The organism is Kitasatospora sp. NPDC101108 (assembly GCF_055584725.1).
Map to the genome: position 1 here is coordinate 1,044,497 of NZ_JBVJLM010000001.1, position 16,720 is coordinate 1,061,216.

The 16,720-nt window shown below is 70.4% G+C and carries 11 protein-coding genes, 1 pseudogene and 2 CRISPR repeat arrays (1 of these 14 only partly in view); of the genes and pseudogenes, 6 read left to right on the plus strand and 6 right to left on the minus strand.

What is annotated here, in order from left to right; all coding sequences use genetic code 11:
- Positions 1–584: a CRISPR direct-repeat array (repeat unit 29 nt; unit sequence GTCGGCCCCGCGCTCGCGGGGGTTGCTCC) (it extends 2,011 nt beyond the left edge of the window).
- 87 nt (positions 585–671) lie between these two features.
- A CRISPR array of direct repeats spans positions 672–2,713; the repeat unit is 29 nt; unit sequence GTCGGCCCCGCGCTCGCGGGGGTTGCTCC.
- A 398-nt stretch (positions 2,714–3,111) separates the two neighbouring features.
- The 4 genes and pseudogenes from ACZ6Z8_RS04615 to ACZ6Z8_RS04630 all read left to right on the plus strand — a co-directional run.
- Positions 3,112–3,195: pseudogene (locus ACZ6Z8_RS04615) on the plus strand (hypothetical protein); the annotation flags it as partial.
- Positions 3,196–3,246: 51 nt separating this feature from the next.
- Positions 3,247–3,549 (plus strand): hypothetical protein, encoded by a 303-nt coding sequence (locus ACZ6Z8_RS04620; protein ID WP_465606257.1) that lies wholly within the window; start codon positions 3,247–3,249, stop codon positions 3,547–3,549.
- Positions 3,550–3,603: 54 nt separating this feature from the next.
- Positions 3,604–4,191 carry a hypothetical protein gene (locus ACZ6Z8_RS04625; RefSeq protein WP_465606259.1) on the plus strand — a complete coding sequence of 196 codons (588 nt, stop codon included), beginning with the start codon at positions 3,604–3,606 and terminating at the stop codon, positions 4,189–4,191.
- Between the two features lie 418 nt (positions 4,192–4,609).
- Complete coding sequence (locus ACZ6Z8_RS04630; protein ID WP_465606261.1) at positions 4,610–6,220, plus strand: serine/threonine-protein kinase; 1,611 nt, start codon at positions 4,610–4,612, stop codon at positions 6,218–6,220.
- A 12-nt stretch (positions 6,221–6,232) separates the two neighbouring features.
- Here ACZ6Z8_RS04630 and ACZ6Z8_RS04635 read toward each other — a convergent pair whose 3' ends face one another.
- From ACZ6Z8_RS04635 to ACZ6Z8_RS04645, 3 genes are all read right to left on the minus strand, one after another.
- Entirely contained in the window at positions 6,233–9,604 is a 3,372-nt protein-coding gene (locus ACZ6Z8_RS04635) for a CHAT domain-containing protein (protein ID WP_465606263.1), read from the minus strand.
- A 24-nt stretch (positions 9,605–9,628) separates the two neighbouring features.
- Positions 9,629–10,117 carry a hypothetical protein gene (locus tag ACZ6Z8_RS04640; RefSeq protein WP_465606265.1) on the minus strand — a complete coding sequence of 163 codons (489 nt, stop codon included), beginning with the start codon at positions 10,115–10,117 and terminating at the stop codon, positions 9,629–9,631.
- Positions 10,118–10,266: 149 nt separating this feature from the next.
- A complete protein-coding gene (locus ACZ6Z8_RS04645) occupies positions 10,267–10,668 on the minus strand; it encodes a hypothetical protein (RefSeq protein WP_465606267.1) in 402 nt (133 codons plus the stop codon).
- Between the two features lie 430 nt (positions 10,669–11,098).
- On the opposite strand from ACZ6Z8_RS04645, the gene ACZ6Z8_RS04650 reads away from it, so the two are divergent.
- Together ACZ6Z8_RS04650 and ACZ6Z8_RS04655 are read left to right on the plus strand one after the other, a co-directional pair.
- Positions 11,099–12,028, plus strand: a complete 930-nt coding sequence (locus ACZ6Z8_RS04650; protein ID WP_465606269.1) for a DUF5655 domain-containing protein — start codon at positions 11,099–11,101, stop codon at positions 12,026–12,028.
- Positions 12,029–12,357: 329 nt separating this feature from the next.
- On the plus strand, positions 12,358–12,882 hold the full coding sequence (locus tag ACZ6Z8_RS04655; RefSeq protein ID WP_465606270.1) for a P-loop nucleotide/nucleoside kinase family protein: 525 nt from the start codon (positions 12,358–12,360) through the stop codon (positions 12,880–12,882).
- A 118-nt stretch (positions 12,883–13,000) separates the two neighbouring features.
- On the opposite strand, the gene ACZ6Z8_RS04660 is transcribed toward ACZ6Z8_RS04655, so the two are convergent.
- The 3 genes from ACZ6Z8_RS04660 to ACZ6Z8_RS04670 form a co-directional block, all read right to left on the minus strand.
- Entirely contained in the window at positions 13,001–13,540 is a 540-nt protein-coding gene (locus tag ACZ6Z8_RS04660) for a hypothetical protein (protein WP_465606271.1), read from the minus strand.
- 38 nt (positions 13,541–13,578) lie between these two features.
- Positions 13,579–14,106 (minus strand): hypothetical protein, encoded by a 528-nt coding sequence (locus ACZ6Z8_RS04665; protein WP_465606272.1) that lies wholly within the window; start codon positions 14,104–14,106, stop codon positions 13,579–13,581.
- Positions 14,107–14,291: 185 nt separating this feature from the next.
- Positions 14,292–15,392 carry a hypothetical protein gene (locus tag ACZ6Z8_RS04670; RefSeq protein WP_465606273.1) on the minus strand — a complete coding sequence of 367 codons (1,101 nt, stop codon included), beginning with the start codon at positions 15,390–15,392 and terminating at the stop codon, positions 14,292–14,294.
- Positions 15,393–16,720: the final 1,328 nt, after the last annotated feature.

Below are 16,720 nucleotides of genomic sequence, written 5' to 3' on the forward strand. Positions count from 1 at the left end.
CGTCGGCCCCGCGCTCGCGGGGGTTGCTCCAGCGAGCCGTCCGCGTCGGCGCCGGCCTTGACGTCGGCCCCGCGCTCGCGGGGGTTGCTCGGCGGCGTGGCCGCGTCCGGCGGCGGCCGAGAGGTCGGCCCCGCGCTCGCGGGGGTTGCTCTCGGGCGGTGAGCTTCCCGCCGGCTGTGCTGGTGTCGGCCCCGCGCTCGCGGGGGTTGCTCCAGCTTCCCGTGGTGCTCGCATGGCGCGTGGACGTCGGCCCCGCGCTCGCGGGGGTTGCTCCGCCGTCCGCACCGCCCGGTCGACTGCCTCCCGGTCGGCCCCGCGCTCGCGGGGGTTGCTCTCGCTTTCAGGTGTTCCAGAGGCTGTTGCAGCGGTCGGCCCCGCGCTCGCGGGGGTTGCTCCGGCTACAACGTCTCGTACGGGGGCTACGTGTTGTCGGCCCCGCGCTCGCGGGGGGTTGCTCTCCCCAACTCCCGCCGATGGAACGGCTGTTGTTGTCGGCCCCGCGCTCGCGGGGGTTGCTCTTTCCGGTGGTCGTCGGCCCCCCCGGGCGGCGGCCGGTCGGCCCCGCGTTCGCGGGGGTTGCTCCGGCTACAACGTCTCGTACGGGGGCTACGTGTTGTAGCGCTCGCGGGGGGTTGCTCTCCCCAACTCCCGCCGCTGGCACGGGTGTTGGTGTCGGCCCCGCGCTCGCGGGGGTTGCTCCTCCATCGACGCGCCCGGCGTGTCGGGCCGGGGGTCGGCCCCGCGCTCGCGGGGGTTGCTCCTCCATCGACGCGCCCGGCGTGTCGGGCCGGGGGTCGGCCCCGCGCTCGCGGGGGTTGCTCCAAGGTGGACCCCAGCCGAGGCCCGGGCAGACCGTCGGCCCCGCGCTCGCGGGGGTTGCTCCGGCCCGGCCGGTTCACCGTCCGACCCGCCGAAGTCGGCCCCGCGCTCGCGGGGGTTGCTCCGCGGCGGTGACGGCGCCGAACGCGGCCACCACGTCGGCCCCGCGCTCGCGGGGGTTGCTCCCGCAGGTCAGGCGCCGGTACGGGGCCCGTACGGTCGGCCCCGCGCTCGCGGGGGTTGCTCGCAGCGCCACACCTTCACCCACCCCGCCATCACGTCGGCCCCGCGCTCGCGGGGGTTGCTCCTTGAGCAGGTTCCGGTACGTGTTCGCGACCGCGTCGGCCCCGCGCTCGCGGGGGTTGCTCGTCGGCGTGGCCGCGTCCGGCGGCGGCCGAGAGGTCGGCCCCGCGCTCGCGGGGGTTGCTCGGTCGGCATCAGCGACCGGGACGAGCGGCACGCGGTCGGCCCCGCGCTCGCGGGGGTTGCTCCGCGTGCCCACACAGGACGGTCAGTCGGGCGTCGTCGGCCCCGCGCTCGCGGGGGTTGCTCGTCGGTCAGCTCCCGTGTGCCTTGAACTCCTCCGTCGGCCCCGCGCTCGCGGGGGTTGCTCCGTAGCCGAGAAGTTCGGCTATCAGCTGGTACCGTCGGCCCCGCGCTCGCGGCGGTTGCTCCTTGATGTGCGGGATCGCCGCCCCCGGCGTCCTGTCGGCCCCGCGCTCGCGGGGGTTGCTCCCGACCAGCAGCCCACCCAGCAGCCCCTGCCCGGCCGGCCCCGCGCTCGCGGGGGTTACTCCCAGTGCCGGTGGTCCGGCCTCCAGGTGCCGCAGTCGGCCCCGCGCTCGCGGGGGTTGCTCCCCCACTGTTTGCGCCGCGCTTCGCCGCTCGACGTCGGCCCCGCGCTCGCGGGGGTTGCTCCGCGAGCACCACAGCTCGCCCGACCGGCCGACCGTCGGCCCCGCGCTCGCGGGGGTTGCTCCTGGCCGTCGTCGAGGAGGAGGAGGAGCATGGGGTCGGCCCCGCGCTCGCGGGGGTTGCTCCTGCACGCTGTGGACGACGGCGGACGGCTCCCAGTCGGCCCCGCGCTCGCGGGGGTTGCTCCAGAGCGTCGGCGCCCCTGCCCCGGGTCGGGTTGTCGGCCCCGCGCTCGCGGGGGTTGCTCCGTCACCCTCAGCACGTCGCCGACTCCCCTGCCGTCGGCCCCGCGCTCGCGGGGGTTGCTCTTCCTCGCCGTCATGGCCATCGTCGCCACCGGCGTCGGCCCCGCGCTCGCGGGGGTTGCTCGAAGATCGTGATCAAGCCGCTCGACAAGAAGCAGTCGGCCCCGCGCTCGCGGGGATTGCTCGACGGGGGCCTTGCTCGGATCCTGCATCGGCAGGTCGGCCCCGCGCTCGCGGGGGTTGCTCCCTCTACAAGGGCCTCCTCGAAGGCCGGTTCCCGTCGGCCCCGCACGCGCGGGGGTTGCTCCCAGCAGCACCGCAGGGAGAACCCTCGCGCGGCGTCGGCCCCGCGCTCGCGGGGGTTGCTCCGTGTGGCGCGGCCAGAGCACCCACCCCGGCGGGTCGGCCCCGCGCTCGCGGGGGTTGCTCCGCACTCGCTGGCAGCTCCAAGGCGCCCGTGCGGTCGGCCCCGCGCTCGCGGGGGTTGCTCCTGGCCGCCGAAGTTGGCCCAGCCGGTCCCGAAGTCGGCCCCGCGCTCGCGGGGGTTGCTCCGAGCTCGTCGCCTGGGGCCAGGCCCACACCGAGTCGGCCCCGCGCTCGCGGGGGTTGCTCCTGGCGCGGCCCGTACGAGGTGAGGGTGGTCATGTCGGCCCCGCGCTCGCGGGGGTTGCTCCGAGCGCCGGCTCCATCCCGGCAGTGACGGAGGTCGGCCCCGCGCTCGCGGGGGTTGCACGCCACCCCGAGGAACCGAAGACCATGAACCAGGACCCCATTCCCCCGACCGTGCGCCGGACTTACGGCGCCGAAGACCTCGCCAAAGCGGCCAGCTTCGGCGGCGGATTTATCAACTTCGGTGACTGGCAGGGGATCAACCTCGCCGCCCCCACCGCCGAGGACCGGGTGCGCAGCCAGGAGCAGTTGTACCGGCGGGTGTTGCGCGCCTTCCCGGAGCCGCGCGAGCGGCTGCGGCTGGCGGAGGTCGGCTGCGGGCGCGGGCTGGGTGCGGCCCTGGCGCTACGGGAGTTCCGCTTCGCCTCGGTGACGGGCGTGGACATCCATCCGGACCAGGTCGGGCGCGCCCGCGCCGTCAACGCCCGCGCGATGGCCCTATCCGGACCGGCTCGGCTACACCATCGGCTCGGCCGACGAACTCCCCTTCCACGACGCCTCGCTCGACGGCCTCTACTCGGTCGAGGCCGTCCAGCACTTCCGCGCCCTCACCGGCTTCGTCCGCGAGTCCGCCCGTGTCCTGCGTCCCGGCGCCCGCTTGGTCGTCACCACCTTCTTCGCCACCCCCGGCCCCGAGATCACCGAACGCCTCAAGATCCTCCTCGCCAGCTTCGCCGACGGCCTCGACGTCCCCCACACCCTCGACGGCTTCACCACCGACCTCACCAACGCCAGCTTCACCGACGTCACCACCGAAACCATCGGCCCCGACGTCTGGCCAGGCCTCGACCGCTACCTCGCCGACACCGTCCCCACCGACCACTGGACCCGCAACTTCCTCCACGCCTGGCGCCACGGCCTCCTCGACTACCACCTCATCACCGCCACCCGCACCGCCTGAACCCGAGCCCCCGGACACCACAAGCCGTTTCTTGCGGATCACCGAGCAAACCAGATGAAGATACCGGCGAGGTGGATGGCCGCCCGGCCTACACGGCGTCGGCGCGGTCCGCGACGAGACCTGTTCACGGACAGCTCACAGCAGGGAAAGACGAATTACGAGGAAGCCGTAGGCATCCTGATCAAGGCGCAGCCCGACGAGTGTGGCCCATTCCTGGCAAAGCTTCTGGCCGAGCGGCCTGAGTGCGATCCCGAATGGATGAGAGGTGTATTGGCGCCGCTCACGACAGAATCGATCGATTCCTTCGCCTCTCTCGCCGCGACGCTGGCGCACCGGCTACTCGCAGCCCCGACAACAGTCGGGCGGCCCGTCATCGAGGCACTCCTCACCCTGACCGAGATCGAGGGCCTGAGCTACATTCCCACACTGCTCACGACGCTCAAGAGTCGACCACAGATCTACACCGAGGACCTCCGGGACATCGCCAGAGGTCTGGCCAGCTTCGGCCAACGAGAGGCCGCCCTCGACTGCTGGCGCCACGCCTTGGAATTCCTCCGGCCGCCGGATGATCAGGAGTTCGCTCTCCTCCAGGACATCCTGGGCCGCCGATGCCGGGTTGGAATCGGCCACCTGGCTGCGTGAGATGATCAAGAATCCCGAGCTCAGCGGACTGAAACGGCTTCGGCTGCAGCAGATGCTGGCCTGGCTGGAGCCCATGATCGAGCCGCGCCCAGCGCAACGCAACACCTGATTCGGGCATCGGTCCTCTCCAAGCCAGAGGACAGGTCCGATGCACGCCCCGTTGTGTGAACAGCGATAGAGGCCCTGGTACGTCAAGCCTTCCAGGGCTGCGCCATGACTCAGCCACCACGAACGACAAGGTGGCAAAGGCGAACCAGTTGCGAACCTTCCAGGGGCCTAACTTGACGGAAATGATCGTCGATCAAGTGCCTAGTCTGCAGCAATTTTTCTCCACGTGTTCCTTGCGATCAGCCGCGCGGGACAGCCAGACTTCCAGCAGAACTGTCTACCGGTCTCGGGGGACCGAATGAAGCAGCTGATGCCGACCGATCCGATCGCGGTAGGTCCGTACCGACCGATCGCGGAACTGGGCCGGGGTGGGATGGGCCGGGTGCTGCTGAGTACCGCTCCGGACGGACGGCTGGTCGCGCTGAAGCAGGTGCACCAGCGGTTCCTGGAGGACGACGGCTTCCGGGCCCGCTTCCGCCGTGAGGTGGAGGCCGCCCGGAGCCTCACCGGCGCCAATACGTCGACGGTCCTCGACGCCGACCCGGACGCGCCCGAGCCCTGGCTGACCTCGGGCTTCATCCCAGGACTCTCCCTCCACGAAGCCGTGGAGACGGTCGGCACCCTGCCCGCGCCATCCCTGCTGTCACTGGCCACCGGGCTCGCCACGGCGCTGGCCGACATCCACCACGCCGGACTGGTGCACCGGGACATCAAACCGTCGAACGTCCTGCTCGCCGAGGAGGGTCCCAAGCTCATCGACTTCGGCATCGCCCGCGCGGCCGACAGTGAGGACGGGACCACCCTCACCCACACGGGGCTGCTCGTCGGTTCCCCAGCCTTCATGTCCCCCGAACAAGCCCAGGGGCTTCCGGCTGGCCCGCCCAGCGACGTGTTCTCGCTGGGTGCCGTCCTACTGTTGGCCTACACCGGCGCGTGCCCGTTCATCGGACCGTCCATTCCGCAGACGCTGTACAACATCGTCTACACCGAACCGGATCTCGGAAGGCTTCCCGAGGAGATCCAGCGCATCGCCGCTCCTTGTCTGGCCAAGGATCCCGGACTACGGCCGAGCGTCGGCAGTCTGTTGGACTCCCTCGCCCGGCTCGCCGCTCCTGTTCACCGGCCCTGGCCGGCTGCGGTCCACGAGCTGATCGAACACCAGCAAACCGAGGTCGCCCGGTTCCGCGCAGAGGCGAAACGTGCGGAGGCGGCACGTACGGAATCCAAGCGTCCGGCGCCCGGCGCATCTGCTGCCCGGAAGCCTGCCCTCCGGAAGTGGTCGGGCGCCGCCCGGCGGGAACTCCTGGTGGTCGGCGCCGTCACCGCCGCCCTGTCGGTGACCGGCGGCCTGCTCGTACCGCAACTTCTGTCCGACGGTGGCATCCGCGAGGTCGGCAAGCCGGTCCCGGTCGTCACCCAGCCCCCGCTGCGGCAGGCGACGCCCAGCCCGACGGTGGGGACGCCCAGTTCCACGCCACCACCCGTGGTCGTTCCCACCCCCACGGTGGTCCCCGAGCGCACCCCCACCCCGACGGCGGAGCCGGAACGGGCCACCAGGACACCGGCCCCGCCACCCGACACGAAACCGAGCACGCAGCCGGCCCTGATCGCCAGCTGTTACGAGGGGAACGTCGTCGAGCCGACGTACCTGCTACTCGCCTGCGGGGACGGCAAGCTCTCGCTGTTGGACCTGACCTGGTCCGGCTGGGGAACGCCCACCGCCACCGCGATCGGCACCAAGGAGGAGGTGCCGTGCGTCCCCAACTGCGCGCTGGGTCGGCCGGTCCACGCCCCGGCCAAGGTCACCGTCACTGGTCTGGTGGGCGGCCGGTACACGCGGATGCAGATCAATTCCCCTGGTTCCCCGCACACCTTCGCGTCCTACCTGCTGCGACCGGGCGGCCCCATGTCACTGGACTGACCAAGGGGGCGGTCAGACTCCCCAGGCCGTGAACCCTGCCCAGCGCCGCGGCGACGCGAACGGCTGCCCGTCGGCGGCCGGCGCGGCGTAGCGGTCGGCCAGTCCGGCCAGCCCGGGGCGGCCGGCCATGTACTGCGCGAGCCCTGCCCCGGTGAGGCCGCGCAACCACGACCGCGCTTCGCGCAGCGCCCGCACCGGGTCGCTCCCGGCGGCACCCGCAGGTGCGAGCAACTCGTGGAAGCGCGTCATCAGCACCGCTGTCGCGAGGTCATCCACCTGCCACAGGCTGGTCACCGCGCAGGCCGCCCCGGCCTGGAGGAACCCGGCCGGGAGCCCGACGAACTCGTCGGGCATCCGTACGATCTCGAAGTGGCCGGACTGACAGGCACTGGCCACCACGAGCCGACAGCGGCGCAGTTGGCGGCGGGCCAGGACCTCGACGTCCAGCCGTCCGTCGGCCAGCGCCAGCGAGGCACCCCGGCTGCCGACGTCCGCGCTGCCGTGACAGCTCAGGTGTAGCACGGACGCCTCCGAGACGTGGTCGAGCAGCCACCCCACGGTGGCGTTGGCCCCCATCGCCCGGTGGACCTCCCCCAGCGGCTCGAAGACACGGACGACCTCGTCGAGTTCGGCCCGACTGCCGGGCAGCGAGCCGTCCGGGTCGCCCACCGCCACCAGGAGCTGGGCCCCCTCCGGAGGACTCACGGCTCTTGCTCCGCAGGCCGCGTGAACTGCCGCCGACGGGGAGACGTAGAGGGTGCCGACGTCGTCCAGCACGTCGGCCCGGCCGGGGCCGACCGGTACTGCGTGCAGCGGGACCATGCCGAGCAACCCGGTCGGGATCAGCACGGCTTCGTGCCTCGGGTCCTCCGCCAGGAGCCGGGCGACCGGGCGCAGCAGCGGTTCCAGCAGGCTGAGGCGCTCCAGGGCGGCCGGCAGGTCCTTGCGCCGTCTGAGGGCTCCGGCGTGCTGGGTCAGGAGCACCCCGGGTGCATGCTCGTCCTCCTGCCCCGTGATCAGGAGGCTGAGGACGGTGGCGCCGGAGACCTCGGGTACGACGGTGCCCAGCACCCGGGGCCGCGCTTCCACCTGCGGCTTCGCGCTCGCGCCCGGTGAGGGCGGGGTGCAGTCCGGCATCCGCGGGATCGTCAGGACGCAGCTGCCCCACGGCGTGTGCACCAGGTAGGCCAGCGGCCTGCCGGCAGCGGCGCGGATGATGTCCTCCGGTCCGCTGGTGGACAGGAAGCGTTCCATGCCGGGGATCCGCCTGATCTGCGCGGTGACCGTCCGCAGCTCGCGTTCCGCATCGGCCTGTTCGGCCGTTCCCGGGTCGAGCCCGTGCGGTGCCGCGGCGGCCGGTTCGGCGGCGCGCCGGTAGCGCGCCTGCGCCTGCCGGTACCGACGGGCCAGCGCGGGATCGATCCGCTCCAGGGCCGCCAGCGCCACCGCGCCGCGTCCGGTCGCGACCGACAGCTCGCGCGCCAGTCCGCGCTCGATCACTTCGACCGCCTGCTCTGGACGCCCCGCCCGGGTCAGCAGGTACGCCGTGAAGCGGGTGAGCGGTGGCCAGCGGGTGAGTACGTCCTGGCGGCCGGGGCCGGTGACCTGGGCGTCATAGAGCGCGTCGAGCGCGGTGAGCAGGCCGGTGGCGAGGTCGGCTGCCTCCGTCCACCGCTCGGTGTCGGTGAGGGCCGTGAGCACCTCGTTGCCGATGCCGAGGTGCAGGCTCGGCGAGACCGTCGGCGGCGCGGCGAGAAGGGCCTCCCGTCGCAGCCGGAGTCCTTCTGCGCTGCCCGGTCCGTCGAGCCGGTCATAACAACGCGCGAGCAGCCATTTGACGCGCGCGGAGTCGACCAGGCCGGGCCGCGCGGCTGACAGGTCAAGTGCGGCGGTTACCGCCGCGCGGGCGCCGAGTGCGTCCGCTGGTGCCCGTGACAGCAGGAGGTCCGCGAGGTTGCACTGCAGCTGCGCCCACAGTCGCGGGTGGTCTCCGGGGCGCAGGTGGGTGAGTGCGCTGCGGTAGCGCTGCTCCGCCTGGAGCAGGTCCTCCGGCCGTCCGCGGCGGAAGAGCAGCATGCCGAGGTTGAGCATGGAGTAGGCCCAGTCGACTGCGTTGCGTTCCGGTGAGCGGGCTCGCAGGCCGAGCAGGAGGCGGTCGATTCCGAGGCCGAGGTCCTCCGGGCCGCCGCCGGGCCGCGAGGCTAGCAGCCAGCCGTAGTTCGTCTGGATCACCGCCCAGGTGTCCGGGTGCAGGTCGTGGTCCAGTTCGGCCGCGCGAGCCAGGAGGTCCCTGGCGGTGAGCCAGTTCTCCATGAAGTCACCGTCCTGACGCCGCTCGTGCGCGGAGGCGAGGTTGCTCGCCACCTGGGCCCAGGCCAGGCTGCCCTCGGAGAGCCGGCCGAGGGCGTGTTCCAGTAGGGCGATCGCCTCGGACGGGTCGGTGTCGAGCCCGTCGTGCACGACGTCCAGCAGCCGGGACCCTAGCAGCGCGGCGAGTTCGGTCTCCAGTGCGGCCTCGCCGGTCTGGCGGGCGAGGGCGAGTGCCTCCCGCGCGGCTGGCACGCCCTCGGCCCCTCTGGTCTCCCGCGCCCTGCGGTCCAGCACCGCCAGCCGTTCCCGCAGCCCCTGACCGAAGCGTTCCAGTTCTCCGAAATACCGGCGGATCACCTCCTCCTGTGGCGGGTCGCTCCGGCACAGGCCGTCCAGCAGGCGCTGGCGCGCGCGGAGCAGGGTTTCCACGGGCGCGCCGGCCATCGAGCGCAGTTCCTCCCTCGCGGCGTCACGGATGTCAGTGGAGGTGGTCAACTCGGGGTGGTCTTCGACGAGTCGGGCGAACGCGGCAGGAGGGGTCACCATCACGGCACGCAGCAGGTACCGCACCCGCGCCGCCTCGCGCTCCGCCCGGGCAAATTCGAGGAAGACCTCGTAGTTGGCGACCGTCGACGGGCCCTCTCGGAGGAGTTCACGGCGTGCGGTCTCCGGGTCGTCGAGGTCCCGGTCGACATCGCGGGCCAGCACGACCGGAAGCGCCCTGCGTGGCAGGGGGATGGTCTGCCCGGTGATGGTTCCGCCGTCGAACGCCCCGGCCCGCCCGGCCTCCGCCAGGATGCGGGAGGCGGCGTCCCCGGTGCCGGCCTGGAGGTCCTCGACGGACGCCGCGAACAGCACCTGGACGATCACGTCGGGGCGCAGCACCAGCACGGGCGCGTCGATGTGCGCTCGCGCCCCGCAGCCCGTGCAGGCCACCCAGGACACGCCTGGGCCGTCGGCCTCCAGCACGTCCGCCCGCTCGCGGGCGTCGATGATGTGCCAGACCGGCTCCTGGCACCCTTGGCCGCACTCCGGGCAGTTCCATGCGTACAGGGCCCTCGCCGATACCGTCACAGCCGAACCTCCCTTCACCGATGGCTACTTGCTGCCGGTGATCTGGGACAGCAGCGCCGTCAGGACCTTCCCCAGGGTGGACTCCCGAAGCGCCCGCTTCCGGATGGTGAAGCTCCATCGGCCGCTCGACTCGCGCTTGACGAGCACATCGGTCTGCAACAGCGTGAGGGCCAGCACGGCAGCCCCGAGCATGGCCCCGTCGAAGCGCTCGGCCGGCTCCCGCGCGTACTCGACGGCCTCGCCGACCGTCCCAGCCAGCATCTCGTCCCGATCCGCCGCATACGCCAGCACAAGTCGCGCCAGTTCCCCGTCGGACGTGCGCGGCTCCTCCGGCCGCCCGTATACGGCCAGGTCCTCAGCCCCTACGGCGTCCCGCAGTTCCTCACCGCGAGCGGGAAGCTCCCCAGCCGCGGTGAGGAGCCCGCGATCCTCAACCACAGCAGCCAGTGCTCTGACTGCTTCTTCCTCGGAGAGCAGTCGGATCTGCCGTTGAAGGTCACGTTGCGTCGACATGTCCCAAGTGTTGCGCGCTCGCCAGACGTTTGTGGCATGAACAATCGAAGTCGGACCGCCCGTAATCACGTCAGCTTCCTGCCGCAAGGACGACCAAGATGGTCACGGGGAGTGGTTCCACCCACTCGTCAGCGCGCAGTTCGATTGCGTCAGCGAAATCGATCCAGTAGCCGCGGTTCCTCTCGCAGCCGTCGCGCGGCGAGGAGACGCAGTGCTGGGACCATCACATTCATCTGCTTGGAGCAGCTCCGTCTGTACGGGGAGGAGAGCCTCAAGGCCGAGCGGGCGTGGACCAGGAAGACCTCCACGTCCTGATCGAGCAGGTGGTCGAGGGCGGTGACGGTGTGCTGTGCGGAGCGGACCGTGTTGCACACCACCAACGTGCAGAAGTCACTAGCCTGTTGGCACATCAGGTCGGCGACTAACCGGGCTCGGGCCTCGTCCGCCGCCAGGACGTCGCCGTCCTGCTTCGGCTTGTTCGAACGGTGGAGCTCCACCAGGCCGACGTCCAGCGAGCGGGGCCGGCTGGTGATGATCCGGTTCGACCTCACGCTGGGTCAAGCGGGCCCCGCCCGAGCCCCCATGCTCGCCGAGGTGACGGCGGCGGCCCCCGTTCCACCAGGACGTCGACGGCGGCCCGGATCAGCGCCGCTTGCTGCTGGGCGCGGTGCTCGCCCACTGTGGCGGCGCCGATCTTCGGCACGGCCGGTTCTGTCCTCCTGCGCGTGACAGTCTGTGCTGGCCGTCCGGTAGAGGGACCAGCGAGGTGCTCGCGGCGATCGTGTTCGTCGCGCCGTTCTGGCGTACCGGGCACAACTGCCGTCGCGTCTTCGAGCCGTCCGGGGGGCGACCGCGAACCGGCGGCTCGCTCCGGCGCCTCCCTTGAAAGGTCGATCTTCCTTCTTCCGGCCATAGTCGAAGCGGAATATGGGAGTGCCATCTTGGATTGGCCCCTTCGTACGATCGTGCGAAGGGGACTGGGTGAGCGATCTCAAGGTGTTTCAGCTCGGGGCAGACGGCCAGGACGTGGAGCTGCGTGGCTCGACGGTGGCGCTGGAAGTGCAGTTGCAGCGCCGAGTGGAGGCCGGGATGGAAATCATGCTCGGCATCCGGTTCCTGGCGTCGGAGTACTCGACCGGCCCTTGGCACCGAGGGCGGGTGGACTCGCTCGGCCTGGACCAGAACAACGTGCCCGTCGTGGTCGAGTTCAAGAAGGGCAACGACACCGGTGTCATCTCGCAGGCCGTCTCCTACCTCACCTGGTTGAAGAGCTGCCGCCACGAGTTCGAGGCCCTCGTAAGAGAGAAGCTGGGCGCGGAGGCGGCCAAGTCCATCGACTGGCGCGCTCCGCGGGCGCTGTGCATCGCGGCCGGGTACTCGCATCACGACCGGGTCGCGGTCGGAGACCTGGGCCGGTCCTGGCGGATCGAGCTGGTGCGCTACCGGATCTTCGACGGCGGGCTGCTGAGCCTCCAGCTCGTCGAGCCGGTTTCCGGAGCCGTCAGCCCGGCGGCGGGGCGCAGATCGAGCGTGGCCGTGATGCCGACCGCCGCTGCCGAGGCCGACGAGTTGTCGGTTCTCAGCGACGTCCCGGATTGCCTCCGGGATCTGTACGACGAGCTAGACGAGGTACTCACCGCGTCGGGCGAGGTGGAGGTCCTCGCCAAGAAGCACTACATCGCCTATCGCCGCCTGCGGAATGTGGCAAGCGTCGTGTTTCGTCCGGGCCACCAGGTGATCCTGCTCAACCTGCGGCTGGACCCGGACACCGTGGAGCTGGAGGAGGGCTTCACTCGCGACATGCGCGGGATCGGGCACCTGGGCACCGGGGACCTGGAGGTACGGATCGGCGGGGCGGCCGCTCTGGAGAAGGTAGTACCACTGATCCGGCGAGCGGTTCAGGCAGCCTGATGAAGGAGCGAGGGCGGCTGGAGCATCATGCTCCAGCCGCCCTTCTGCGCCTGCGGACGGTGCGAGGCCGGCTGCCCGGGGTTCTCACGGTCACGCCTCCGGTCCGGCGAGGACGAAGTCGTCCTGGGCCAGCTCGGCGCGCAGCCGCTGTTCAACTGGTGCAGTGGGGTTTTTGAGCATGGGGAGTATTCCTTGGGCTTGGTTCTGTCCGGCGGACCACGTGACGCGTCACATCGAGCCTTTGTTCGGGTCGTGGGGCGGGGCGATCTGACCGGATCAGGCAGATATAGCGGTGGTCGTCCACTCGGCTTCCCTGCCACGATCTGGGCGTGACCACGTTGTTCCTGATGGTCGGCCTGCCAGGGGCCGGAAAGACCACGAGGGCTCGGCAGCTCGCCGATGAGCACGGCGCGCTGCGCCTGACGCCCGACGACTGGATGATTCCCCTGTTTGGCGAGGCGGAGGCGGACGGGAAGCGTGACGTGCTGGAGGGGCGCATGCTCTGGCTCGCCTTGGAGGCGATCAGACTGGGCACCAACGTTGTGGTGGACTACGGCTGTTGGTCCCGAGACGAACGGTCCGCGATCCGCTGGCTGGTGGAGACCGAGGACGCGTGCTTCCGCATGGTCTACCTGCCGGTAAACGATGAGACCCAACGCGCCCGGATCGCCCATCGCTGGGCGACCACTCCCGAGGAGACGTTCCCGATGACCGAGGCCGACATTCTGCACGGGCGGGCGCACTTCGAGGAGCCCGATGCGGCAGAGCCGGGAGGCTGCAGGGCCGCCAACCCGCCCCTCGGCTGGGCGGGCTGGCGGGAGTGGGCCGCCAACCGGTGGCCGTCGTTCGCATGACTGTTTCGGCCCGACACGGTGTGCCTCGGCACCGGCGTTGGGTGATGCCTACTGGTCTCGCACACCCTGGGCCGGGCTACCTCAGCGCACGTCCCACGCCGCTCTGAGCCAATGCGGTTCAGGGCAGGACGCGGCCGGTCTCATTGTCGCGCTGATGGATCTCCTCAAGCTCCGCCCAGGGTGGCGGACCACCCAGGCGCCACGAGACCTGCTTCGTGTCTGCCGCGTGGATCGATCGCCTGGCGGCATGAAGGAACTCCCGCTGTGCGGTATCGAGTTTCGTATGAATGTGACGAAGCTTCGCCATGTCCTTCGGCTCCCCGAATGGGAAGGCACTGAACTCTCCGATGACCATGCCGAGTTGCTCCGCAGCCACCCCGACATCGGTATCGGCAACCAGGCTGACCGACACCAAGGCGGCGTTCCACTCCTCCCAGTCGACCCCCTCCGGGTCGCGCTGCTCCCAGTACGCGTGGCGCATGCCGATCTCGACCGCGCCGAAGCTCTGAAGCAGACGCTCGTACGCCGCGATCTTCCGATCGCGTATCCACTGCCTGGATTCATTGCGGCGCCCGGCCAGGGTACCTACGAGGATGCCCAGGATTGTCGCCGCCGCTCCACTGGCGGTGGATATGAGGGTTCCCCACGGAAGATCCATTGATGTTCCTGCCTTTCAGTCGGACGTCTAGCCGAGGGTCAGTCGAGGCTTCTGTCAGGTCGGGTGTAGAAGGACTCGACACCCCGCCAGGGCGAGGGGCCGCCCAGTGATCGGTCCAGGTGCTTTTGGGACGGGGCGAGGGAACGCCGGGCCGCATTGACGAAGCTCAAGTGGGCCTCGCCCAGCGCGGTATGAATCGGCCGCAGTTCCTCAAGGTCGGTCGGCTGACGACCGTGGAACAGGATGGTGAAGTCCTCCAGGATCTCGCAGACCCGCTCGGCTGCTGCGCTGGTCGCCGGGTCGGCAACGAGGCTGACCGAGTGCTGGGCGGCCACGAAAGGCACCCAGTCGACGGCGGGCCTGCGCTCGTCGAGGAATGCCTCACGCAGCTCCGCCTCCACGGCCCCGAACGCCTGCAGGAACTTCTCGTAGGCAGCGGTCTGCGTCCCCTGCAGCCACTGCTGGTGCTGGCCGCGGCGCCCGACGACACCGCCGGCGATGACACCCACGACCGTTGCGGTGACACCACCTGCGGTGGATATCAGCAGATCCCATGAGACAGTCAAGCCAGGTCTCCTTACGATGGATGAGCAGGGTGCCACCCGACAGCCCCACACTGAACGAAACCATCGGAATGAACGTCAATTCTCGCCCTGTGTCGGTGAGATACACGCTCGCAGTCTTCTACGCCACCCTCCAACGACGCCACCGGGTTGTGGTGCAGAGCGTTTCGCTACCGCCGCCCGGCTGCTCATTGCCGAGCCGGTTGCGTGGCAGCTGTGAGGTCGGTGGCCCTCGCGGTGAGGTAGGTACTCCAGTCGCGTTGCGCGCGGCGGGCCCACTTCAGTGCCGTGTGGATGTGAATGTCGAGGAGGTCGGCCAGTACCGGTGTGGGGAGTTCGGTGGCGAGGGCGATGAGGGCTGCGGTGCGGGCGGGTCTGGTGTGGATGCCCTGGCGGGCGAGCCGGTCGTTGAACGCTTTGCGGCTGAGCGGGTGGCCAGGAACGACGCCGGGGAACAGCCAGGGCGTCTGGTCGGTGAGGTTTCGTGTCATGGTGGAGCGCTGGTGAGGCGCGTTGGCGAGCAGGTGAAGGAGTTCGGCCAGGCGGGGTGGGATCCACAGTCTGGACTGGCCGAGTTGAAGGGCTGTCTTCTCGACTGTGATGCCGTGGATCTGTTTGGAGGTCAGCGTGCGAACCCGTTCGCCAGGGATGCCGTAGAGCAGGATGATGGATCCGGCGACGCGGACTTCGAGGGACAGGTTGGTGTCGGTCAGGCATCGGCGGAGCTGTTGCCAGCGTTCTTCCTCGGTCAGGATCGGGGCCATGGCGGCGGCGGGAGGGTTGGCGATGGTGTGCGGGCTGGTGAGGCCGCGTTGGGCGGCCCAGTCGAGGAACGGCTTGATCTCGTAGTGGGAGCGTTTCGCAAGGAGCCAGGAGTCCAGCCGGTTCTGGTCGAGGGCGGCCAGGTCGAGGTGGTGCGCGTCGAGCCAGTCCAGGAACCCCAGGGTCAGCCGAACGCGGCGGCGGATCCGCTGGGCCGCGGAGGTGGTGTGCAGACTGCCGGCGGCTTGGCGGCGGGCTCGGCGGAGCAGTACCCAGGTGGTGAACGGGCGGAGGAGTTGGCCGTGGTGCGGGGGTCTTTCGGCGAGGTGGGTGTCGAGCCAGACGGGGATGCGTTCGAGGTCGTCGTTGCGGGGCGGTAGGACGCCGGTGGCGATCAGTGTGTGGCGAAGGTAGCGCTCGGCATGTCCGGGAGGAAGTTCGTCCAGCAGGTCGTGGCCGATCGGCCGGTCGTCGACGGCGAGGCGGGTCAGGAGCCGAGCGGAGGGGCTCTCGGATAGCCAACGCAAGGTGTTGGCACCCTCCGTCGAATCTGTCAAGGCGGTTACCAGAGGCTTGAGTTGGGGGTGCGGTGCTCCGTCGGGCCGAGCAAGGCGGTCGCGCAGGCGGTGATGCAGAACGCAACGCAGGCACTGGCCGCCGGCGTAGGCGCCTTCTTCGCTGCCGCAGTTGGTGCAGCGGTAGCTGGTGTCGGCTCCGGCGCACGGTCCGCAGATCGGCGTCTCCCCGGTGCCCGGGAGCTGGGCGGTGCCGATGAGAGGACGACGGGTTCCGCACTGCGGGCAGGGCTCGGGTCGGGTGCGGATGCGCTGGTAGCAGGGGGTGCAGACCGGGCCCACGGCCAGTTGGCGGCTACCGGCCGTGCTCGGCGGCAGCGGGTACAGGTCCGCTCGGGCAGGGGCCGGCAGGCCCAGCACGTCAAGGTGCCGCCTCGCTCCCGGTAGCACGGGCGTTGTTGGCCGCAGACCACACAGGGCGCCTCGACAGTGGGGCGACGGTAACAGCGGTAGCAAATTCCCTCCTTCTCACCGGCACGCCCTGGTCCGCGCGTGAGAGCGGCGGGACGACACCGACGACCGCCCGACCCTCAGCTGCCGGATGACGCCGACGCCCAGCTGCACGCCGTCGCCGACAAGCAGCCCGTCGTGGAGGAGGGCGTCGTCGTCTTCCCCGACAGCACCGTCCCGTATTGTTACCCTCGGCCCCGCGCTCGCGGGGGTTGCTCCGCGGTAGCCCAACTCCACACGTCGGCCCCGCGCTCGCGGGGGTATGTCCCGGAGCCACCGCGGCCCTTTGCCTGCACGTGGTCCACCCCGCACCCACGGGGGTCGATCGCGCTTCGACGGGAGGAGCTACCCGGGCACACCGCAGTCGGCCTCACGCTCGCGAGATCACTCCACCACAGCCCAACTCCGCACAGGCGACTTGATCTTGGGCCCCACGTCAGTTGGGGGGCCAACCCGACAACGTCAACTTCCCGGGAGCGGACTGCGGGCGCCGGCCCCGATTCCACACGGGAATCGCTCGTCAACCGACTTCGGGAAAGACGCGATCACCGCCTTGGCCAGGTCGCGCAATGCGGTAGCCCAACTCCAAATGATCTATAAGGACTTGATGCCTCATCATGCCCTGCAACGAGTCTCTGGGAGCTGCTACTCTGACGCTTTAGGACGACAGGAGGAACCCCAGTCGCTCCGAGGGGAGGTGAAGATGAAGCGACTGATTGCCAGGATCAGGGACGTCGCTAGTGCCGCATCAGGCAACGTTCGCCTCGTCGTGACGTGTCGCCCGGTTGCTGTTCCGGGCGGCACCGGACCGTCAGAATGATCAAGTGGCT